This window comes from Paracoccus sp. MKU1 (assembly GCF_001447385.1).
Taxonomy (GTDB): Bacteria; Pseudomonadota; Alphaproteobacteria; order Rhodobacterales; family Rhodobacteraceae; genus Paracoccus.
The window spans coordinates 33,303-52,919 of the sequence record NZ_LLWQ01000207.1; the positions used below are offsets into that span (position 1 = coordinate 33,303).

Annotated in this window: 18 protein-coding genes; 12 read left to right on the plus strand and 6 right to left on the minus strand. The window is 67.1% G+C overall.

The genetic code is table 11. From position 1 onward, the window contains the following. The first annotated feature begins 162 nt into the window (after window positions 1-162). From peaA to AQY21_RS20960, 6 genes are read left to right on the plus strand one after another with little or no spacing between them, the layout of a single operon-like run. A complete protein-coding gene (gene peaA, locus AQY21_RS20935; protein WP_058099532.1) occupies window positions 163-1,698 on the plus strand; it encodes a quinohemoprotein amine dehydrogenase subunit alpha in 1,536 nt (511 codons plus the stop codon). Between the two features lie 4 nt (window positions 1,699-1,702). Further along, entirely contained in the window at window positions 1,703-3,160 is a 1,458-nt protein-coding gene (gene peaB, locus AQY21_RS20940; RefSeq protein WP_058099533.1) for a quinohemoprotein amine dehydrogenase maturation protein, read from the plus strand. Next, window positions 3,157-3,489, plus strand: a complete 333-nt coding sequence (gene qhpC, locus AQY21_RS20945; protein ID WP_018001313.1) for a quinohemoprotein amine dehydrogenase subunit gamma — start codon at window positions 3,157-3,159, stop codon at window positions 3,487-3,489. The genes peaB and qhpC overlap by 4 nt, the downstream gene beginning before the upstream one ends. Then, on the plus strand, window positions 3,489-4,559 hold the full coding sequence (peaD, locus tag AQY21_RS20950; protein ID WP_058099534.1) for a quinohemoprotein amine dehydrogenase subunit beta: 1,071 nt from the start codon (window positions 3,489-3,491) through the stop codon (window positions 4,557-4,559). The genes qhpC and peaD overlap by 1 nt, the downstream gene beginning before the upstream one ends. Before the next feature lies 1 nt (window position 4,560). Beyond that, window positions 4,561-5,229, plus strand: a complete 669-nt coding sequence (locus AQY21_RS20955) for a S8 family serine peptidase (RefSeq protein ID WP_058099535.1) — start codon at window positions 4,561-4,563, stop codon at window positions 5,227-5,229. After that, window positions 5,222-6,943, plus strand: coding sequence for an ABC transporter ATP-binding protein (locus AQY21_RS20960; RefSeq protein WP_058099536.1), 1,722 nt, complete (start codon window positions 5,222-5,224; stop codon window positions 6,941-6,943). The genes AQY21_RS20955 and AQY21_RS20960 overlap by 8 nt, the downstream gene beginning before the upstream one ends. Here the strand turns inward: AQY21_RS20960 and AQY21_RS20965 are convergent. Next, a complete protein-coding gene (locus AQY21_RS20965) occupies window positions 6,847-7,791 on the minus strand; it encodes an AraC family transcriptional regulator (protein ID WP_238986847.1) in 945 nt (314 codons plus the stop codon). The two genes, AQY21_RS20960 and AQY21_RS20965, sit on opposite strands and share 97 nt — an antisense overlap. Before the next feature lie 355 nt (window positions 7,792-8,146). Between AQY21_RS20965 and AQY21_RS20970 the strand changes: the two genes are divergently transcribed. Together AQY21_RS20970 and yghU are read left to right on the plus strand one after the other, a co-directional pair. Continuing rightward, entirely contained in the window at window positions 8,147-9,550 is a 1,404-nt protein-coding gene (locus tag AQY21_RS20970; protein ID WP_058099538.1) for an aldehyde dehydrogenase family protein, read from the plus strand. Between the two features lie 110 nt (window positions 9,551-9,660). After that, on the plus strand, window positions 9,661-10,524 hold the full coding sequence (gene yghU / locus AQY21_RS20975) for a glutathione-dependent disulfide-bond oxidoreductase (RefSeq protein ID WP_058099539.1): 864 nt from the start codon (window positions 9,661-9,663) through the stop codon (window positions 10,522-10,524). A 66-nt stretch (window positions 10,525-10,590) separates the two neighbouring features. Here the strand turns inward: yghU and AQY21_RS20980 are convergent, their stop codons facing one another. Both AQY21_RS20980 and AQY21_RS20985 read right to left on the minus strand, forming a co-directional pair. After that, window positions 10,591-11,544 (minus strand): hydroxymethylglutaryl-CoA lyase, encoded by a 954-nt coding sequence (locus tag AQY21_RS20980; protein WP_058099540.1) that lies wholly within the window; start codon window positions 11,542-11,544, stop codon window positions 10,591-10,593. A 1-nt stretch (window position 11,545) separates the two neighbouring features. After that, window positions 11,546-12,733 (minus strand): CaiB/BaiF CoA-transferase family protein, encoded by a 1,188-nt coding sequence (locus tag AQY21_RS20985; protein ID WP_058099574.1) that lies wholly within the window; start codon window positions 12,731-12,733, stop codon window positions 11,546-11,548. Window positions 12,734-12,839: 106 nt separating this feature from the next. Here AQY21_RS20985 and AQY21_RS20990 point away from each other — a divergent pair, with 106 nt between their 5' ends. Beyond that, entirely contained in the window at window positions 12,840-13,772 is a 933-nt protein-coding gene (locus AQY21_RS20990) for a LysR family transcriptional regulator (protein ID WP_058099541.1), read from the plus strand. A gap of 48 nt (window positions 13,773-13,820) precedes the next feature. On the opposite strand, the gene AQY21_RS20995 is transcribed toward AQY21_RS20990, so the two are convergent. Genes AQY21_RS20995 through AQY21_RS21005 form a run of 3 tightly spaced genes read right to left on the minus strand, consistent with a single transcriptional unit; the run spans window position 13,821 to window position 16,422 of the window. Next, on the minus strand, window positions 13,821-14,822 hold the full coding sequence (locus tag AQY21_RS20995; RefSeq protein WP_058099542.1) for an ABC transporter substrate-binding protein: 1,002 nt from the start codon (window positions 14,820-14,822) through the stop codon (window positions 13,821-13,823). 14 nt (window positions 14,823-14,836) lie between these two features. Continuing rightward, complete coding sequence (locus tag AQY21_RS21000; RefSeq protein ID WP_058099543.1) at window positions 14,837-15,616, minus strand: ABC transporter permease; 780 nt, start codon at window positions 15,614-15,616, stop codon at window positions 14,837-14,839. Then, window positions 15,613-16,422, minus strand: a complete 810-nt coding sequence (locus tag AQY21_RS21005) for an ABC transporter ATP-binding protein (protein WP_058099544.1) — start codon at window positions 16,420-16,422, stop codon at window positions 15,613-15,615. The genes AQY21_RS21000 and AQY21_RS21005 overlap by 4 nt, the downstream gene beginning before the upstream one ends. A 622-nt stretch (window positions 16,423-17,044) precedes the next feature. On the opposite strand from AQY21_RS21005, the gene AQY21_RS21010 reads away from it, so the two are divergent. The 3 genes from AQY21_RS21010 to AQY21_RS21020 are packed head-to-tail and all read left to right on the plus strand — an operon-like array spanning window position 17,045 to window position 19,588. Then, window positions 17,045-17,695: an ABC transporter permease gene (locus tag AQY21_RS21010; RefSeq protein WP_058099545.1), complete on the plus strand. Its 651-nt coding sequence runs from the start codon at window positions 17,045-17,047 to the stop codon at window positions 17,693-17,695. Window positions 17,696-17,720: 25 nt separating this feature from the next. Continuing rightward, window positions 17,721-18,869, plus strand: a complete 1,149-nt coding sequence (locus AQY21_RS21015; RefSeq protein WP_058099546.1) for a betaine/proline/choline family ABC transporter ATP-binding protein — start codon at window positions 17,721-17,723, stop codon at window positions 18,867-18,869. Then, window positions 18,866-19,588 (plus strand): ABC transporter permease, encoded by a 723-nt coding sequence (locus tag AQY21_RS21020; RefSeq protein ID WP_058099547.1) that lies wholly within the window; start codon window positions 18,866-18,868, stop codon window positions 19,586-19,588. The genes AQY21_RS21015 and AQY21_RS21020 overlap by 4 nt, the downstream gene beginning before the upstream one ends. Window positions 19,589-19,617: the final 29 nt, after the last annotated feature.

Below are 19,617 nucleotides of genomic sequence, written 5' to 3' on the forward strand. Positions count from 1 at the left end.
CCCGCTTCCGGCCGGCAAACCTGACATTTGCGGCCAAATCGGCGCGGCGCGACGATCTGCCGCGACTCTGGCCGGGAATGACAAGAAACCTGCCGCCCCCCGGCGCTTTTCTGGATCCCATCGCAATCGGGTCATCCCCGACGAGCCAGAGGAAGCCGCCAGATGAAGCCACTTACCCGAACCGCGCTGGTCTCTGTCGCCGCCCTTGCCGCCACCCCGGCGCTGGCGGTGACCGGCGAGGAGGTGCTGGAGAACGCCTGCGCCGCCTGCCATGTCAAGCACGAGGACGGCCGATGGGAGCGCATCGACGCCGCCCGCAAGACGCCCGAGGGCTGGGACATGACCGTGACGCGGATGATGCGCAACCACGGCGTCGCCCTGGAACCCGAGGAGCGCGCGGCCGTGGTGCGCTATCTTTCCGACACCCGCGGCCTGACCCTGGCCGAAACCGAGGAACGCCGCTACATCCTGGAACGCGAGCCGGTGGCCTGGGACGAGGGCCCCGATACGCTGATGACCCAGACCTGCGGCCGCTGCCATTCCTATGCCCGCGTGGCGCTGCAACGCCGCACGCCCGAGGACTGGAAGCATCTGGTCAACTTCCACCTCGGCCAGTTCCCGACGCTGGAATATCAGGCGCTGGCGCGGGACCGCGACTGGTGGGGCATCGCCCAGGCCGAGATCATCCCCTTCCTCGCCAAGACCTATCCGCTGGGCGAGGCGCCGGCCGCCTTTGCCGGCGATGCCTCGGGCGATTACGTGCTGGCCGGGCGGCAGCCGGGGCGCGGCGACTATACCGGCCGGCTGGCGCTGAAGAAGGCGGGCGAGGATTACGAGGTGACCATGACCCTCGACTTCGCCGATGGCAGCCGGAGCTTTGCCGGCACCGGCCGCATCCTCGGCGCCGGCGAATGGCGGGCGACGCTGAGCGACGGCGAGACCACCATCCGCCAGGTCATGGCCTTCGAGGACGGCCGCTTCTCGGGCCGCTGGTATCATGCCGACAGCGACGTGATCGGCGGAAGGCTGGCGGCGGTGAAGGCGGACGGCGCGCCGCAGGTGCTGGCGGCCGCCCCCGCACGGCTGAAGATCGGCGAGGAAACGCGGGTCCGCGTCGCGGGCACCGGCCTGGGCGATGCGTTGACCCTGCCCGAAGGCGTTACCGGCAGCGTGGAAAGCGCCGGGGACGGCGTGACGGTGCTGAAGCTGACCGCCAGCGGCGCGCCCGGCCCGGTCAGCCTGGATCTGGGCGGGCAGAAGGTCGAGCTGGTGGCCTATGACCGGCCCGACCGCATCAGCATCGTGCCGGACATGACCATCGCCCGCATCGGCGGCAATGGCGGCCCGATCCCCAAGGTGCCCGCGCAGTTCGAGGCGATGGGCTGGCTGAACGGCCCCGACGGCGAAGCCGGGACCGAGGACGACATCGCCCTGGGCGCCTTCCCGGCCAGCTGGGCCACCGACAATTTCGACGAGGAGGCGGAAAAGATGCAGGACGCGAAATATGCCGGCTCAATCGACGATACCGGCCTGTTCACGCCGGCCGATGCCGGGCCGAACCCGGAACGCCCGATGCAGACCAACAATGCCGGCAACCTGAAGGTGATCGCGACCGTCACCGCCGACGACCAGCCGCTGACCGCCGAGGCGCATCTCTACGCCACGGTCCAGCGCTTTGTCGATGCGCCGATCCGGTGACGCCATGGGAGCCCTGACCCTGATCCGCCACAATGCCCACCGCGTCGATGTCGACGGCCACGCGATGCTGATGCATGTGCCGACGACCAGCCTGTTCGAGCTCGACGGCGTGGCGCGCGACGTCTACGACCTGTTCCGGCGGACGCCCGCCGTCGATCCCGATCTGATGCGCGCCGAGCTTGGCCCCCAACACGGCCCCGACACGCTGTCGGAATGCCTGCAAAGCTTCCTGGCGCTCGACATCCTGCGCGATGCCGATGCGGCGGACATCCCCCGCCCGGTGGTGAAGGTCGAGGAGATCCCGCTCTCGACCATCATCCTGAACGTGAATACCGGCTGCAACCTCGCCTGCACCTATTGCTACAAGGAGGACCTGACCACCCCGGCCAAGGGCCAGAAGATGGGCTTTCAGACGGCGCGCGCCAGTTTCGAGCTGCTGCTGAAGCAGGCCCAGGCCCGCGACCGGGTGAACGTGGTGTTCTTCGGCGGCGAGCCGCTGTCGAACATGCCGCTGATCCGCGAGGTGGTGGCCTATGCCCTGCCGCGCGCGGCGGAACTCGGCAAGACGGTCGATTTCTCGCTGACCACCAATGCCACGCTGCTAACGCCGGAACTGGTGGACTGGTTCTACGCGCATCGCTTCGCGCTGACGGTCAGCATGGACGGGCCCAAGGCGCTGCATGACGCGAACCGCAAGACCGTGGGCGGCAAGGGCACCTATGACCTGGTGGCGCGCAATGTGCGGATGCTGCTTGCGCGCTATCGCTCGCGCCCGGTCGGCGTGCGGGTGACGCTGACGCGCGGCGTGACCGACGTCATCGGCATCCACGACCACCTGAAGAACGAACTGGGCTTTCACGAGGTCGGCTTCGGCCCGGCGACCTCGGGGCCGATCGCGGTCTTCAACCTGGACCAGGAGGCGCTGAAGCGCGCCTTCGAGGACATGAAGACCCTCGGCCGGCGCTATGTCGAGGCCGCCTGCCGGGGCGAGAACATCGGCTTTTCCAACATGCACCAACTGCTGACCGATATCGCCCAGGGCACCAAGAAGGCCGTGCCCTGCGGCGCCGGGCTGGGCATGCTCGCCGTGGACAAGGAGGGCGAGCTGCACCTCTGCCACCGCTTCGTCGGCTCGAACCAGCCGACCTATGGCAATGTCGAAACCGGCATCGACATCCCCAAGCTCGCCGGTTTCATCGAGACCGCACAGGACCGCAGCGCCTTCGGCTGCAAGACCTGCCGCATCCGCAGTATCTGCGCCGGCGGCTGCTATCACGAAAGCTATGCCCGGCAAGGCGATCCCTTCGCGCCGGTCTGGCATTACTGCGACCTGATGCGGGACTGGGTCGATTTCGGCATCGAATCCTATGTCCGCATCATGCAGGCCAACCCGTCCTTCTTCCGCAGCCAATTGGAACCCCGGATCACCCGGTCCGGCCCAGCAAGGGAGGTTCTCCAATGAAACATCTGATCCCCGCCAACGCCAAGGCGAAGGCCTTCGTCGAAGCCGAGGCCCTGGGCCGCGAGGAGGAGGTCGTGGCGATGAATTCGCTGGTCGGCTGCACCACCTCCTTCGACCCCGGCTGGGAGGTGGACGCCTTCGGCGCCGTCTCGAACCTGTGCCAGCCGATGGAGGCCGACCTGTATGGCTGCGCCGATCCCTGCTGGTGGCCGGCGCAGGTGGCCGACACCCTGAACACCTATCCGAACTGGAGCGCCGGCGCCGACGACGTCATGCAGGACTGGCGCAAGCTGCAATCGGTGTTCCCGGAAACGAAAGGCTCGTCCTGATGCGCAAATCCCTGATGCTTGCGGCGGCGCTGGCGCTGGCCGGCCCGGCTGCCGCGCATGACTACATCCTGGCCCCGGCGCGGCCGAACAAGCTGGTCGTGGTCGATACCCAGAAGATGGCGGTCGAGAAGGTGATCGAGATCGACGACGCCGGCCCGACGCCCATGGTGCCGATGGTCGCGCCGGGCGGCAGGATCGCCTATGCCACGGTCAACAAGTCCGAAAGCCTGGTCAAGGTCGATCTCGTGACCGGCGAGACGCTGGGCCGCATCGACCTGTCCACCCCCGAGGAGCGGGTGAAAAGCCTGTTCGGCGCCGCGCTTTCCCCCGACGGCAAGACGCTGGCGATCTATGAAAGCCCGGTGAAGCTGGAACTGACGCATTTCGAGGTCCAGCCCACCCGCATCGCGCTTTACGACGCCGAGACTCTGGAACGGCGCAAGGTGTTCGAGGCGCCGCGCCAGGTCACCATGCTGGCCTGGGCCCGCGACGGCTCGAAGCTCTACGGGCTGGGCCGCGACCTGCATGTCATGGACCCCGAGACCGGTGCGCTGATCGAGGACAAGCCGATCCAGAGCTGGCAGGCCGAGACCTATGCCCAGCCCGACGTGCTGGCGGTCTGGAACCAGCACGAAAGCTCGGGCGTGATGGCGGCGCCCTTCTACACCGCGCGCAAGGACATCGACCCGGCCGACCCGACAGCCTATCGCACCGGGTTGCTGACCATGGACCTGGAGACCGGCGAGATGGCGATGCGCGAAATCCGCATCATGGACGTGTTCTATTTCTCGACCGCGGTGAACCCGGCCAAGACCCGCGCCTTCGGCGCCTATAACGTGCTGGAAAGCTTCGACCTGGAAAAGAACGCCTCGATCAAGCGGGTGGCGCTGCCGCACAGCTATTATTCGGTGAACGTCTCGACCGACGGCAGCACGGTCTGGCTGGGCGGCGCGCTTGGCGACCTTGCCGCCTATGACGCCGAGACGCTGGAGAAGAAGGGCCAGGTCGACCTGCCCGGCAATGCCTCGATGTCGCTGGCCTCGGTGCGGCTGTTCACGCGGGACGAATGAGATGCTGCGGGTGGGGGTGATCGACAGCGGACCCGGCCCCGAGGACCAGGCCGAGGACGCCCGCGCCTTCATGGCCGACGGCTCGGCCGTCCCCGCCCTGCCCGACCGGCTGGGCCACGGCACCGCCGTCGCCGCGATCATCCGCCGCGCCTGTCCGGGCGCGGCGATCATCCATGCGCAGGTCTTCGACGACCGGCCTGTCACCAGCGCGCTGCGCGTCGCCGCCGCGCTGCGCTGGTTCGCCGCCATGGGCGCGGCGCGGCCCGAGGTGATCTGCATGAGCCTGGGCCTGAGCGCCGACCGGGCGCCGCTGCGCCGGGCCTGCGAGGCGCTGGTGGCCGGCGGCGCGGTTCTGGTCGCGGCGCATCCGGCCCGCGGCGCGCCCTGCTTTCCCGCCGCCTATCCCGGCGTGATCGCCGCCACCGGCGATGCGCGCTGCGGCTGGGATGATCTGTCGCAACTGGGCCCGGCGCTGTTCGGCGCCTGGTGCAACTCGCCCGAGCACGGCCCGTCCGGGATGGGCGGGGCAAGCCTGGGCGCGGCGCGCATCGCCGGCCATCTGGCGGCGATCATGGCAAGGACCGGGCGGCTGGACGGCCCTGCCGCCATCGCCGCGCTGGCGGCGCGGGCGGTCCATCACGGGCCGGAACGGAAACGCGGCCATGGATAGGCTGGCCGCCCGCCTTGCCCGGCTGATCTTCGACCCCGAGGCGGCGGGCTGGCTGGCGCCGGTGATGGCGCGCGCCCTGCCCTCGGGGCTGCTGGTGCTGGCGGCCTCGCTTGCCGCGGTGGCGCTGGGGCTGGCCATGCCGATGCTGACCCGGCAGGTGATCGACGCCGGCATCATGGCGCGGGACATGGGCGCGCTGATCTTCTGGGCCGGGCTGTCCTTTGCGCTCGGCCTGGGCGCGGTGGGCTTCGGGATGGTGAACGGGATGCTGCACCTGCGCGCCTCGGCCCGGATGCTAGCCGACCTGCGCGGCCGGTTGTTCGACGCGGCCCTGGCGCGCGACCCCGCCCGCCCCGACCTGCCGCTGGGCGAAGCGATGGCGCGGCTGGACGGGGACTGCGCCGAGATCCAGGGCTTTGCCTTCGACACGGGCCTGGTCGCGGTTGGCGCGCTGTTTCGGCTGGCCGGCGGGCTGGGGCTGATGATCGCGCTGGACTGGCGCATGGCGGTCCTGCCGCTCTTGGCCGCCCCCTTCGAGCTGTGGTTCCTGTCCCGCGCTCGGCCCCGGACCCGCGCGCTGGCCGAGGATGTGCGCGGCCAGCGCGGCGCGCTTTCCGCGCAGATGGCCGAGACGCTGTCGGCCCGCGCCACCCTGCGCGGGCTGGGCGCGCTGGACCAGCGGGCGGCGGGCTTCGGCGCCGCGCAGCAGGCGCAGATCGCCGGGCTGACCCGCCAGCGGCTCTGGTCCGAGACGGTGGGCGCGGTCAGCCAGACCATCACCGCCATCCTGCGCGGCACCATCCTGCTGGTCGGCGGCTGGCAGGTGGTCCGCGGCGAATGGCAGATCGGCACGCTGGTCGCCTTCCTTGCCTATGCCGGGATGATGTCTGGGCCGCTGCGCAACCTTCTGGGCCTCTACCATGCGCAGGCCCGGGCGCGGGTGGCGGCGGACCGGTTGGGCGCGGTGATCGCCTCGGCCCGTCCCGACACGGGCGCCGAACCGCCGCCCGGACCGCTGACCATCGCCCTGCGCGAGGCCCGGGCCGAGGGCGCGGCGCATCATTCGGTAACCGCCACCATCCAGCCCGGCCAGCGCGTGCTGCTGGATGGGCCGTCGGGGATCGGCAAGTCGCGGTTGATGGCCGCGCTGACCCGCGACGCGCCGCTGGCCGAGGGATCGGTGCGGCTTGCCGGCACCGAGGTCGCGTATCTGCGCCCGCTGGCGCTCGCCGCGCGCATCACCCATCTGGCGCAGCGCCCGGCGATCCTGCGCGGCAGGCTGGCCGAGAACCTGCGCCTGGCCGCGCCGGATGCGGGCGACGCCGCGCTGTGGCAGGCGCTGGAGGCCGCCGACCTGGCCGGATGGGCGCGGGCCGAGGCCGGGCTTGCCACGCCGGTCAGCGAAACCGGCGCCAATCTGTCGGGCGGGCTGCGCCAGCGCATCGCCATCGCCCGCGCGCTGCTGCGGCCGGCCGAGGTGCTGATCTTCGACGAAGCCTTCTCGGAAATCGACGATGCCGCCTGCCGGCGCATCCTCGCCGCCATCGAGGCACGGCGTGCCGATGCCACGCGCATCTTCATCGCCCATAGCGGCCCGGCGCGCGAGGGGCGGTTCGATCAGCGGATCACGCTGACCTCCTCGGCGCCCATCTTCCTCAGCTCGCGCGGCGAGGCGCCATACCAGCGCGAGAAGGCGCGCGAAAAGGCGGTCTGATCGGAATAGCCCAGCAGCAACGCGATCTCGCCGAACAGCCGGTCGCTGCGCACCAGCAGCGCAAAGCCGTGGATGCGCCGGCATTCCTCCAGGATCTCGTGGAACGGCTGGCCCTCGGCCGCCAGCGCCCGGCGCAGCGAGCGTTCGGACATGCCAAGCTCGGCGGCGACATGGCTCTGGTTGACCATGCCGCGATCCATCCGGCTCAGGATCAGCTCATGCACCCGCTGCGCGACCGGGGTCTGCCGGCGCAGCTCGATCAGCGCGCCGTCCAGCCGTTTCGAACTCGCCATGGCATCGCCCCCCGGCTCGGCGCAAAGCGTGTTGCCCAGCACCCTTGCGGAAAACACGATGCGGTTCTCGTCCTGGCCGAAGCGCGGCGTGCGGCCGAGGTGACGCGCCAGGACCCGCAGGTCGCGATCCGGCTGATGTTCGAAGCACAGGTCCTGGATCGCGCCGTTCGGCACGGCGTAGCGGTCGCAGATGCCGCGGATCAGCCCCAGCGTCAGTTCGGTATCCGCCCGGCGCGGCCAGATGCGCGGGTCGAGCACCCGGTAGCAGACATGCGCCTCGTCGCCGATCACCTCGAGCGAGACGCGGCTGTTCGATTGCAGCACCGGAAAGCCGCGGGCGAAAATGCGCAGCGCCTCGCCCAGCGTGCGGCGCGGGGCGACGGCATCGCCCAGGATGCCGATGGCGGAAAGCTCCATCGCCTCGCCCGAGCGCCATGAGCGCAGGCCGTCGCTGCTGGCCGCACGCTCCTGTTCAAGATGGTTGACGAAGGTTTGCAAGGGCATCGCCGGCGCCGGAGCTGCCGGGGCGCCGTCCGCCTCGGACCCGATCAGCATGAATGCTATGGCTCCGCGAATCCATGACCCTTGCATGGCATTTCCCGTGGCTGCGCCGAGTGGCCGCTGTGTCGCGCCTTGCCCCGGCTATTTCCCTGTTGCGACAAAGTGTAGCATATCCGCCGGACGATCCCCAAGAATCCCGCCCCGCGCGCCCCTTGGGACGGGGCTTGCGAAAAACCGTTACAAATCCGCCGCTTTCCAGGATCGTGCCGCAAAATCAGGCAGTTGTGGATTTGACATTTCCGGCCAGATTTCCGCCCGCACCCTTCCGGCCTCGCGAATTGGCCGGATATGGCAAGAATCGGCCCGCCCTTTTGCCCCAGACTTGCCCGACGCTCTTGGGGAGGAAGAAATGACGGAATACCGATTGCTGATCGACGGCCAGCTGGTCGCGGGCGACATGACCATGGAGGTCGTGAACCCGGCCAACGAACAGCTGCTGGCCGAAGCCCCCCGTGCCTCGGCGGCGCAGCTCGACGCGGCGGTGGCGGCGGCCAAGGCCGCCTTCCCGGCCTGGGCCGCCCGCCTGATCGAGGAGCGGCGCGGGCTGATCCTGGCCATCGCCGACAAGCTGGAGGCGCAGGCCGAGGCATTCGCCCGGCTGCTGACCCAGGAACAGGGCAAGCCGCTGCCCGAGGCGCAGGCCGAGATCGCCTATACCTGCGCCTTCATCCGCCATCTGGCGGGCTACGACCTGCCGGTGAAGGTGATCGAGGACAGCGACAGCCGGCTGGTGCGGCAGTTCCGCAAGCCGCTGGGCGTGGTCGGGGCGATCATCCCGTGGAACTTCCCGGTGCTGATCGTGGCCTTCAAGCTGCCGCTGGCGCTGCTGGCCGGCAATACCATGGTGGTCAAGCCCGCGCCGACCACGCCGCTGACCACGCTGCGCCTGGGCGAGATCATGGCCGGGATCCTGCCGCCGGGCGTCGTCAACATCGTCACCGACCAGAACGACCTGGGCGCGGCGCTGACCGGCCATCCCGATGTCGCCAAGATATCCTTCACCGGCTCGACCGCGACCGGGCAGAAGATCATGGCCAGCGCCGCCTCGACCATCAAGCGGCTGACGCTGGAGCTGGGCGGCAACGATGCGGCCATCGTGCTGCCGGGCGCCGATCCGGCCAAGGTCGCACCGGGGCTGTTCGCCGGCGCCTTCATGAATGCCGGGCAGGTCTGCCTGGCGATCAAGCGCGCCTATGTCCACGATTCGATCTACGAGGAAGTCTGCGCCCGGCTGGCCGAGCTGGCCGAGGCCGCCGTGGTCGGCGACGGCTTGCAGCAGGGCACCACCATCGGCCCGCTGCAAAACCGCATGCAGTTCGAGAAGGTCAAGGGCTTCCTGGACTCGGCCCGCGCCGACGGCCGCATCATCGCCGGCGGTGCGCTGCCCGAGGGGCCGGGCTATTTCATCCGCCCGACCATCGTCGCCGATGTCAAGGACGGCGACCGCATCGTGGACGAGGAACAGTTCGGCCCGATCCTGCCGGTGATCCGCTTCGAGGACGTGGAATCGGCGGTGGCCAGCGCCAACGGCATCGATCTCGGTCTTGGCGGATCGGTCTGGGGCGAGGATCGCGACCTGGCCCGCAGCGTCGCCGAGCGCATCGAAAGCGGCACGGTCTGGATCAACAAGCATCTGGATTTCGGACCGAACATTCCTTTCGGCGGCGCCAAGCAGTCCGGGCTGGGCGTCGAATTTGCCGAGGAGGGGCTGGCCGAGTTCACCCAGATCCGCATCGTGAACGAGGCGCGCTAAGCGCCTCTCATCGACCCGAGAGTGTCACGGAGCATCAAGCGCAGAGGCCATGACGTTGAAGTTGTCAGCCCTCCCCCACATCTTGAGGTCTGACAGCGACAGGAGAGGTCATGAGCGACGATTATACCCCGCCCAGGGTCTGGACATGGGACAAGGAAAACGGTGGCGAGTTCGCCAGCATCAACCGCCCCATCGCCGGGCCGACCCATGACAAGGAGCTGCCGGTCGGCAAGCACCCCTTGCAGCTCTATTCGCTGGCCACGCCCAACGGGCAAAAGGTCACGATCATGCTGGAGGAGCTGCTGGAAGCCGGGTTCGATGCCGAATACGACGCCTGGCTGATCCGCATCGGCGATGGCGATCAGTTCGGCAGCGGCTTCGTCGCGGTGAACCCGAATTCCAAGATCCCGGCGCTGATGGACCACTCGGTGACGCCATCGCGGCGGGTGTTCGAATCCGGCTCGATCCTGCTTTATCTGGCCGAGAAGTTCGGCGCCTTCCTGCCCCGTGATCCCGGCGCGCGGACCGAGGCGCTGAACTGGCTGTTCTGGCAGATGGGCTCGGCCCCTTTCCTCGGCGGCGGCTTCGGGCATTTCTATGCCTATGCCCCGGTCAAGATCGAATATGCCATCGACCGCTATGCGATGGAGGCGAAGCGCCAGCTCGACGTGCTGAACCGGCATCTGGCCGATCACCGCTTCATGGCCGGCGACGAATACTCCATCGCCGACATGGCGATCTGGCCCTGGTATGGGCAGGTGATCGCGGGCAAGGTCTATGGCGACGCGGCGACCTTCCTCGATGCCGGGATCTATGGAAATGTCCGCCGCTGGTATGACGAAATCGCCGCGCGTCCCGCCGTGCAGCGCGGCATCATGGTCAACAAGACCTCGGGCGAGCCGGCCGAGCAGCTTTGGGAACGCCATGATGCGTCGGATTTTCTTCGAAAGCCGGGCACCGGCCATTCGTTATGAGGGAAAGCCGCATGGAGGACGATTTCCGGACAGAAAAGTATATGCCCGGCCATGCCCGTCCCGGGCTCAGCCATTGGCGGTCCTGACGGCGTCCATGCTGGAAAGCGCCAGGCGCGGCCCGGCCTTCATGACTTGGCCGGGCAGTTCCCTGCCCAGAATCCGCTCGGCGGTGCCAGCGGCCTCGATCAGCCTGCCGAGGTCGATCCCGGTCGGAAAACCGGATTCCTCGCACATGTAGACGAAATCCTCGGTGGCGATATTGCCGGTCGCGCGCGGAACGAAAGGACAGCCGCCGATCCCGCCCACGCTGGCCTCGAAATCGCGGATCCCATGCAGCAGGCCGGCATAGGCGCAGGCAAGACCGACGCCGCGCGTGTTGTGGAAATGCAGCGCGATGCCGACATCGGGGACCGCCTTGCGCAAGGCATCGAGCGCCGGCACGACATTGCCGGGCGTCGCCATCCCGGTCGTGTCCCCCAGGGTGATCCGCGAGATGCCGAGGTCGCGATACCGCATGGCCTGATCGGCCAGTCGGCCCACGGACACGTCGCCTTCGAAGGGGCAGCCGAAGGCCGTGGCGATGGCGCCATGCAGCGCGACGCCGGAGCCTTCGGCGAGGCGCGCGATCTGCTGAAACCCGTCCATCGAATCGGCGCGCGAACGGTTCACGTTCTTCAGGTTATGGCTTTCCGAGGCCGAGGCGAACATCACCACGGCATCGATTCCCGCCTCGATAGCCGCTTCGGCACCGCGGAGATTCGGCACCAGCGCGCTGAAGCGGATACCGGCCCGGCCCCGGAAATGCCGCACCAGCTCGGCCGCATCGCGCATCTGCGGCACGGCGCGCGGCGATACGAAGGATGTCAGTTCGACCGAACGGATGCCCGCGGCGACAAGGCTTTCGACAAGCCGGATCTTGTCCTCGGTCGGGACGAAGACCTTTTCGGATTGCAGGCCGTCGCGCGGCGAAACCTCGGTCACGGAAACCTGCCTGCCGGTGGCGCATGCGGGGCCGGCCATGTCACGCCGCCTCGCCCGAGGGCGCCTTGGCGGCGGCCGCCACTTCCTCGGGCGAGAGGCCGAGACTGCCGAGGATTTCGGCGTTATGCCCGCCGATGCTGTCCACATCACCCCCGCCGGCCAGCGAGGCGCCGTCGATCTCGATCGGCAAGGCCGGCGCCCGGAAGGTCCGGCCATCGGCGGTCTGCGACGAGGCGAGCCCGCCCTGCCGCATGACATGCTGGTCGCGGAACAGATCCGAGGGCTTGGCCACCGGCGCAAAAGGGATTTCCATCTTCTCCAGCGCCGGCAAAAGCTCGGCCATGGGGCGCCTTGCGACCGCCGCCGCAACCAGGGGCACCACCCAGGAGCGGGCGTCGATGCGTGCCATCCTGCTTTGCAACTCGGGATGCCCCAGCAGCTCGTCGAGGCCGAGATAGGCGCAAAGCCGGGTCCAATGGCCATCGCTGACCGCGCCGATGAAGATCTGCCCCCCCTCGGCATCGGCAAACACGTCATAGATCGGCCAGCTGAACGCCCGCTCGGGCATCGGTTCGGGATCCCTGCCCTCCAGCTCGAACTGCACCATGTGCTGCGAGACCAGCAGCAGGCAATTCTCGAACAGGCCGACGCGGATGGTCCGCCCCTCGCCGGTCTTGCCCCGCTCGAACAGCGCCGCGATGACGGCGAAGGCGCCGAACAGCCCGCCCATGATGTCGTTGGCCGAGGTGCCGACGCGCAGCGGCCGCCCCTTGGGGCCGGTCATGTAGGCAAGGCCCGACATCATCTGCACCACCTCGTCAAGCGCCGTCCGCCTCTCGTAAGGGCCTGAAAGGAAACCCTTGTGGCTGGCGCAGATCAGATGCGGAAAGCGTTCGTGCAGGGTTTCGGCATCCAGCCCCATGCCTTGCAAGGTGCTGTCCTTGAAGTTGTCGATGAACACGTCGGCCGAGGCCAGAAGCCGGTTCAGCGCCTCCTTGCCGGCCGGCGTGCGGCTGTCCAGGACGACGGATTTCTTCCGGCGGTTGAACAATGGAAAGAACGCGCTGCCCATGCCGGTCAACTGGCGTGTCTTGTCGCCCCCGGGCGGCTCGACCTTGACCACCTCGGCCCCCAGGAAGGCCAGGAACATGCCGCAGCTCGGCCCCATCACCATATGGCTCATCTCAACGACACGGATCCCCTCCAGGGGCTTGAACTCGGCGGTCATGCGGCCTCCCATACCATCGGCGACAGGATAGGATTGCCCATCTATTCTTACAATTATATAATACTTATAGATACGTTCTAAAAATTAGCACCCATGCGAGGCGCTCTTGGACCTGAAGCAATTGCGGTATTTTTGCAGCATCTACGACAACAAGAGCCTGTCGGCGGCGGCGGATGCCGAGAGGATCGCCGTTTCCGCGCTGAGCTACCACCTCGCCAATCTCGAGGCCGAGATCGGCGCGCCGCTGTTTACCCGAAAGTCGCGCGGCCTCGAGGCCACGGCGGCGGGCGAACGGCTTTACTTCCATGCCCGGTCGATCCTGAAGACCGTCGAGGTGGCGAAAAGGGACCTGTCCACCTTCCGCGACAATGTTTCGGGCGAGGTATCGCTGGCCATGGCCTATTCCGCGATCCAGGCCATCGGCGTCCAGCTGGCCAAGGTCGTGGTCGAGGATTATCCGAACCTGCAACTCAACATGATCGAAAGCCTTTCCAGCACCACCTTGCTGCACCTGTCCTCGGCGGACGCCGATCTGGGGCTGGCCTACAATCCGCCACTGACCAGCACCTTCAAGGCCACGCCGATCCTGGAGGAGGATCTGGTCCTGATCGGCAAGCGCGAGATCATCGGCAGCGGATCGGAGCCGGTGACAGTATCGGAACTGCTGAATTTCAAGATCATCATGCTGCGCCAGGGCATGGCGGCGCGGGCGCTGCTGGACCATCACAAGACCCTCGAACAGATCTACGCGACCAGCCAGCTGCAAATGAACTCGGTCCATGCGATTTCCGGGGCCGTTCGCGAGGGCCTGGGCTGCACCATCGGGACGACGCTGTTCATGGGCGACGAGATCAAGTCCGGCAGGCTGCACTGGCGGCCGATCATCTCGCCGACGCTGACGAGGACGCTTTATCTTTGCGAGCAGACAGACCGGCCGCCGACCATCGCGCTCGAGACGATCCGCGACCTGATCCGCGACCTGATGGTCCGCGCCGTCAACGACGGCATCTGGCCGGCAAGGCTGATCGAGGCGGAATGACGAAAGCCCCGTCCGAATGGACGGGGCTTCTGCATCGGTTTCACCGGCTCACTTCTGCGCCGCGACCTTTTCGACATAGGCGTTGGTATAGGTCTTGCTGAGGTCGATCTTGGCACCGGCGACCTCGGGCAGGTTGAAGCTCAGCATCGTCTGCACCGCTTCGGCACCCTTCGCATCCACCAGCCCGGTTTCCGACAGCATTTCCATGCTGTTGTTCAGCGATTCGATATAGACCTGCTTGTCCGCGCCGACGAGATTGGGCGGCATCTTCGCCGCGATCTCCTCGGCGGGGGTGTTGTGGATGTATTCCAGCGTCTCGACGATGGCGGCGGCCAGCGCCTGGGCCTGTTCGGGATGCTGGTCGAGCCATTCCGTGCGGGTATAAAGCGCCGCGCCGGGATAGTCCGCGCCGAACAGGGCATGGGTATCCGCCGCCTTGCGGGTATCGACCAGCACGGGCAGGTCGGCATGTCGTGTCTGAAGCTGGGTGATCGCCGGATCGGGCGTGACCACCGCATCGATCCGGCCCTGCTCCAGCGCCGCGACCGCGGTGGCGCCGACGCCGACCCCGACGACCGAGGCGGCATTCGGGTCCAGCCCGTTCTGCGACAGCATGTATTTGAGGAAGAAGTCAGTCGAGGAACCCGGCGCGCTGATCCCCACGGTCTTGCCGGCAAGATCCTTGATCGTCTTGACCTCGTCGGTCTTGCCGGGCGCCACAGCCACGGCGATGCCGGGCAGCCGCCCCATCAGCACGAACGAGGACAGCTCCTGCCGCTTGGCCGCCAGCGTGATGGTGTGCTCGTAATATCCCGAGACCACATCCGCGCTGCCGCCGACCACGGCCTTCAGCGCCGCCGAACCGCCCTTGAAATCCACGAGCTCGACATCGACCCCGTGCTTTTCGTAAAGGCCAAGCTGCTCGGCCAGGACGACAGGCATGTAGCAGACGCAGCTGGCACCGCCGATCGCGATCTTGACGGTTTCGGCCGCCGCGGGCGTGGCGCCCGCCACCAGCGCCGCCGCAAGGATAGTCCTGAGCATCGTCATCTTTGCTCCTCCCTTCAGTGATTGTTGTCGGGCTGCCAGACCAGCAGCTTCCTTTCCACCATCGTCACCCCCCAGTCGATCAGGAGGACAAAGGCCGAAAGGACGAACATTCCCGCGAACACGCCGGCGATGTCGAACATGCCCTCGGCCTGCGCGATCAGATAGCCGAGCCCGGCGGAAGACCCCAGATACTCGCCCACCACCGCGCCGACCACAGCAAAGCCGATCGAGACATGCAGCGAGGAAAACACCCAGCTCAGCGCCGAGGGCAGGTAGACATGGCGCAGCAGCTGCCGCTCGGTCATGCCCAGCATGCGGGCGTTTTGCAGCACGGTCCGGTTCACCTCCTTCACGCCCTGATAGACGTTGAAGAAGACGATGAAGAAAACCAGCGTGAACCCCAGCGCCACCTTGGACCAGATGCCCAGACCGAACCACAGCGTGAAGATCGGCGCCAGCACCACGCGCGGCAAGGCGTTGGCGGCCTTGACATAGGGGTCGAAGACCGCGGCCAGCTTCGGCCGGCGCGCCAGCCAGAACCCGGCGATCATCGCGGCCACCGCGCCGATGACGAAGGCCAGCGCCGCCTCGATCAGCGTGATCCACAGATGCCGCCAGATCTCGCCGCTCCTGAACCATGCCACGATCTGCCAGAACACGTCGGCGGGGGTCGAGAAAAAGAACTGGATCCGCGCCGGATCGCCCAGGATCGACGTCTGGGTGATCACCCACCACAGCGCCACGGCAATGACCGCCACAAGGACTTGCAGGGTTGTCAGGACGGTTCTGCTCATGCCCGCTCCTCCCGGTTCTGGTTGCCATAGGCCTTGAGCACCTGCTCCTTCAGCAGGTGCCAGATGTCGCGGTGCAGCTCCTGGAACTCGGGGGAGAGCTTGATCTCGGACACGTCCCGCGGCCGCGCCAGCGGAATGGTGAAATCCCCGATCAGCTTGGCGTCCGGTCCCGTCGACATGATGACCACCCGATCCGCCAGCGCGATGGCTTCCTCAAGATCGTGGGTCACGAACATCACCGCCTTGCGGTCCTGCTGCCAAAGGTCCAGCAGCAGGTCGCCCATGATCAGCCGGGTCTGCGCGTCCAGCGGGCCGAAGGGCTCGTCCATCAGCAGGATTTCCGGGTCGCGGATCAGCACCTGCGCCATGGCGACGCGCTTGCGCTGGCCGCCGGAAAGCATGTGGGGATAGCGGTGCCCGAAGCCCTTCAGGCCGACCTTCTCCAGCCAGTCCTCGGCCCGCTCCAGGGCTTCGCGCCGCGGCGTGCCCGAGATTTCCAGCGCGATGGCCACGTTGTCGCGCGAGGTCTTCCACGGCATCAGCGCATCGGCCTGGAACAGATAGCCCGCGCGCTTGTTGAGCCCCTCCAGCGGCTGGCCCTGGATCTCGACGGTGCCGGCCGAAGGCTTCAGCAATCCGGCGGCGGCGTTCAGCAAGGTCGATTTGCCGGAGCCTGTCGGGCCGACAATTGCGACGAACTCTCCCTTTTCGACGCTCAGACTGGCACCGGCCACCGCGCGAAATACAGTTTTCCCCGCCGCTCCAAAACTGATGTCGACATTGTCCAGACGCACAGCGTGCTGCATTCACCCTCCCTGACCGTCATCGCCCTCATGATCGGCCGGGCGGGATGCCGGGTTGATCCGACATGCCCCGACTGAATGCCGAGCGCTGACTGAATATTGGCTGACCGCAAGCCTCCTCATGCGGTCCCCCTCACATTATCGGAGCTGAATCATGCTCACAATTATATAATTTCATATGTTTTGTTCTATTTATTTGAAATCTCTGCGCCCCAGTCTCCGACCGCTGAAAGATGCCTCTGTTGCCGGAATGGGCTGGGAAGGCTCCGCCTTTCCTCGGACTGGGCCGTTCCACGGCATCCGTGACCGGGACACCAAGCGCGGTGCAGCCGTTCGGGACGGAAACGCGGACTGGAAGCTTGGCGACTTCACGGCCGAACCGGGCTTCGCTGCGGCGGGGTGGTCCTGCGGCCGGAATTGTTGCAGGATGGGATCATGCGACAGCCTTGCGATATGCGATCCGGTGGAGGGATGATCTCCGCCCCGGTTCAATGGCGCCTGAACCGTCTTTACGACGGATTCGTGCAAGCCAATGACGAATCGGCGCAACTTGATGCCATCCCAACCGGGCTATTTCGGGATATCGCTGATCAGGCCCCCATCTCTGCCCGAGGGAAAGAGGGATATGGAAATATTTGGTTTCATTGCGAATAACTGGCCGGTGATCCTGCGTCTGGCGGGCGAGCACATCTCGATCGTCGCGGTGGCCGTGGGGCTGGCGATCCTGACCGGCGTGCCCATCGGCATCGCCATCACCCAGAACCGGCGCGTCGCGGATGCGGTGCTCTATGTCGCCTCGATCATCGTCACGATCCCCTCGATCGCGCTTTTCGGGCTGATGATCCCGATCCTGTCCAAGATCGGCCAGGGGATCGGCTGGCTGCCCGCGGTGATCGCGATCCTGCTCTATTCGCAGCTGCCCATCGTGCGCAACACCTATACCGCCATCACCAATGTCGATCCGGCGCTGCGCGAGGCGGCGACGGGCATGGGCATGACGCCGTTCCAGCGGCTGACCCGGCTGGAGATCCCCATCGCGATCCCGGTCATCATGGCGGGCGTGCGGACCGCGGTGGTCATGAATATCGGCGTCGCGGCCATCGCCGCCTATATCGGCGCCGGCGGTCTGGGGGTGCTGATCGCGCGCGGCATCTCGCAGACCGATCCGCGCCAGCTGATCACCGGCGCGCTGGCCGTCTCCCTTCTCGCCATCTTGGCCGACTGGGCGCTTTTGCAATTGCAGAAGCGGCTGACCCCGGCCGGGCTGAAACGCTGACGCTTCCGAGCAAGGACCTTAGCAGATGATCCGACTCGAAGACCTGACCAAGAGATTCAAGACCCCCGGCGCCGACATCGTGGCCGCCGACCGGGTGAACATGGAAGTGCCCACCGGCGAGATCTGCATCCTGCTGGGGCCCTCGGGCTGCGGCAAGACCACCGCGCTGAAGATGATCAACCGGCTGATCCCGCCCACCAGCGGCAAGATCTATATCAACGGCGAAGACACCTCGCAGCTGGACGACATTCAGCTGCGCCGCAATATCGGCTATGTGATCCAGCAGATCGGCCTGTTCCCGAACATGACGATCGAGGAAAACATCTGCGTCGTCCCCCGGCTGCTGAACTGGGACATCCGCAAGGCCCGGCAGCGCGCCGCCGACCTGCTGGACCTGGTGGGCCTGGACCCGCGCCAGTTCCTGCGCCGCTACCCCAAGGAGCTGTCGGGCGGCCAGCAGCAGCGCGTCGGCGTGATCCGGGCGCTGGCCGCCGATCCGCCGGTGATGCTGATGGACGAGCCCTTCGGCGCCATCGACCCGATCAACCGCGAGATCATCCAGGACGAGTTCCTGAAGATGCAGGCCGAGCTGAAGAAGACCATCATGTTCGTCAGCCACGACATCGACGAGGCGGTGAAGATGGGCGACAAGATCGCCATCTTCCGCGCCGGCCGGATCGAGCAATACGACACGCCCGACATGATCCTGGCCCATCCCGCCAATGCCTTCGTCGCCGATTTCGTGGGCGCCGACCGCACGCTCAAGCGGCTGCGGCTGGTCACGGCCGAAGAGGTGGCCTCCGCCGAGGTGCCGGTGACCGCGCGGTCGACCAAAGTGTCCGACGCGCTGCACCAGCTGACCGTCGCCAAGGCGCGCCGCGCCGTCGTCATCGACAGCGACCGCCGCCCGGTGGGCTTCGTGACCGCCGAGGAAATGGCCGGCGCCTCGGGCACGGTCCGGGACTTCGCCCATCCGCTGCCCGCGACCGTGCCGGTCCGCGCCGACCTGCGTGCCGTGGTTTCGGAAATGTTCGCGCATGACACGATGTGGCTGGCCTGCACCGACGACCACGGCCGTTTCGCGGGCGTCATCACCCAGCCGGACGTGACCGCGGCATTGCGCGCGACCTATGGCCCCGACAAGGGCGCAAGACCGGAACAGGAGGCGTCATGACACGCTGGCTCGGTCTCGGGCGCATGGCGATGATGCCGCTGGTCTTCCTGCTGGGCATCTGGGTGGCGACCTCGGGGTTGCTGGACCAGATGGCGATATACTGGGACGACATCACCTATCTGACGCGCCAGCATGTGTTCCTGGTCGCCAGTTCCGGCGGGGCGGCGATCCTGGCGGGTGTGCCGGTGGGCATCTGGCTGTCGCGTCCCTCGATGGAGCGCTATGCCGAGACGGTGATGCAGGTCTTCAACATCGGCACCACCATCCCGACGCTCGCCGTCATCGCGCTGTCGATGACGCTTCTGGGCATCGGCTTTCCGCCGGCCTTCTTCGGGCTGTTCGTGGCCTCGCTGCTGCCCATCGTGCGCAATACCTATGCCGGGCTGCTGGCCGTGCCCTCGCATCTGAAGGAGGCCGCGACCGGCATGGGCATGACGCAGCGGCAGGTCCTGATGCGGGTCGAGATCCCGAATGCGCTCTATGTCATCTTCTCGGGCATCCGCACGGCGCTGGCGATCAACGTGGGCACGACGCCGCTGGCCTTCCTGATCGGCGGCGGGGGCCTGGGCGAACTGATCTTCACCGGCATCGACCTGATGGACACGGGCATGTTGCTGGCGGGCGCGATCCCGACGGCGGCGCTGGCCGTGGCCGTGGATTTCCTGATGGGACAGGCGCAACTGCGGCTGATCCCCAAGGGCGTGAATCCGCTTCGATAAGGCGGAACAATAACCAACAACCAAAGGGA

What these genes read in the sequence shown, in the direction of transcription:
- peaA (WP_058099532.1), top strand. Translation starts at nt 163, where the DNA reads ATGAAGCCACTTACCCGAACCGCGCTGGTCTCTGTCGCCGCCCTTGCC.
- peaB (WP_058099533.1), top strand. Translation starts at nt 1,703, where the DNA reads ATGGGAGCCCTGACCCTGATCCGCCACAATGCCCACCGCGTCGATGTC.
- qhpC (WP_018001313.1), top strand. Translation starts at nt 3,157, where the DNA reads ATGAAACATCTGATCCCCGCCAACGCCAAGGCGAAGGCCTTCGTCGAA.
- peaD (WP_058099534.1), top strand. Translation starts at nt 3,489, where the DNA reads ATGCGCAAATCCCTGATGCTTGCGGCGGCGCTGGCGCTGGCCGGCCCG.
- AQY21_RS20955 (WP_058099535.1), top strand. Translation starts at nt 4,561, where the DNA reads ATGCTGCGGGTGGGGGTGATCGACAGCGGACCCGGCCCCGAGGACCAG.
- AQY21_RS20960 (WP_058099536.1), top strand. Translation starts at nt 5,222, where the DNA reads ATGGATAGGCTGGCCGCCCGCCTTGCCCGGCTGATCTTCGACCCCGAG.
- AQY21_RS20965 (WP_238986847.1), bottom strand. Translation starts at nt 7,791, where the DNA reads ATGCTGATCGGGTCCGAGGCGGACGGCGCCCCGGCAGCTCCGGCGCCG.
- AQY21_RS20970 (WP_058099538.1), top strand. Translation starts at nt 8,147, where the DNA reads ATGACGGAATACCGATTGCTGATCGACGGCCAGCTGGTCGCGGGCGAC.
- yghU (WP_058099539.1), top strand. Translation starts at nt 9,661, where the DNA reads ATGAGCGACGATTATACCCCGCCCAGGGTCTGGACATGGGACAAGGAA.
- AQY21_RS20980 (WP_058099540.1), bottom strand. Translation starts at nt 11,544, where the DNA reads ATGGCCGGCCCCGCATGCGCCACCGGCAGGCAGGTTTCCGTGACCGAG.
- AQY21_RS20985 (WP_058099574.1), bottom strand. Translation starts at nt 12,733, where the DNA reads ATGACCGCCGAGTTCAAGCCCCTGGAGGGGATCCGTGTCGTTGAGATG.
- AQY21_RS20995 (WP_058099542.1), bottom strand. Translation starts at nt 14,822, where the DNA reads ATGACGATGCTCAGGACTATCCTTGCGGCGGCGCTGGTGGCGGGCGCC.
- AQY21_RS21000 (WP_058099543.1), bottom strand. Translation starts at nt 15,616, where the DNA reads ATGAGCAGAACCGTCCTGACAACCCTGCAAGTCCTTGTGGCGGTCATT.
- AQY21_RS21005 (WP_058099544.1), bottom strand. Translation starts at nt 16,422, where the DNA reads ATGCAGCACGCTGTGCGTCTGGACAATGTCGACATCAGTTTTGGAGCG.
- AQY21_RS21010 (WP_058099545.1), top strand. Translation starts at nt 17,045, where the DNA reads ATGGAAATATTTGGTTTCATTGCGAATAACTGGCCGGTGATCCTGCGT.
- AQY21_RS21015 (WP_058099546.1), top strand. Translation starts at nt 17,721, where the DNA reads ATGATCCGACTCGAAGACCTGACCAAGAGATTCAAGACCCCCGGCGCC.
- AQY21_RS21020 (WP_058099547.1), top strand. Translation starts at nt 18,866, where the DNA reads ATGACACGCTGGCTCGGTCTCGGGCGCATGGCGATGATGCCGCTGGTC.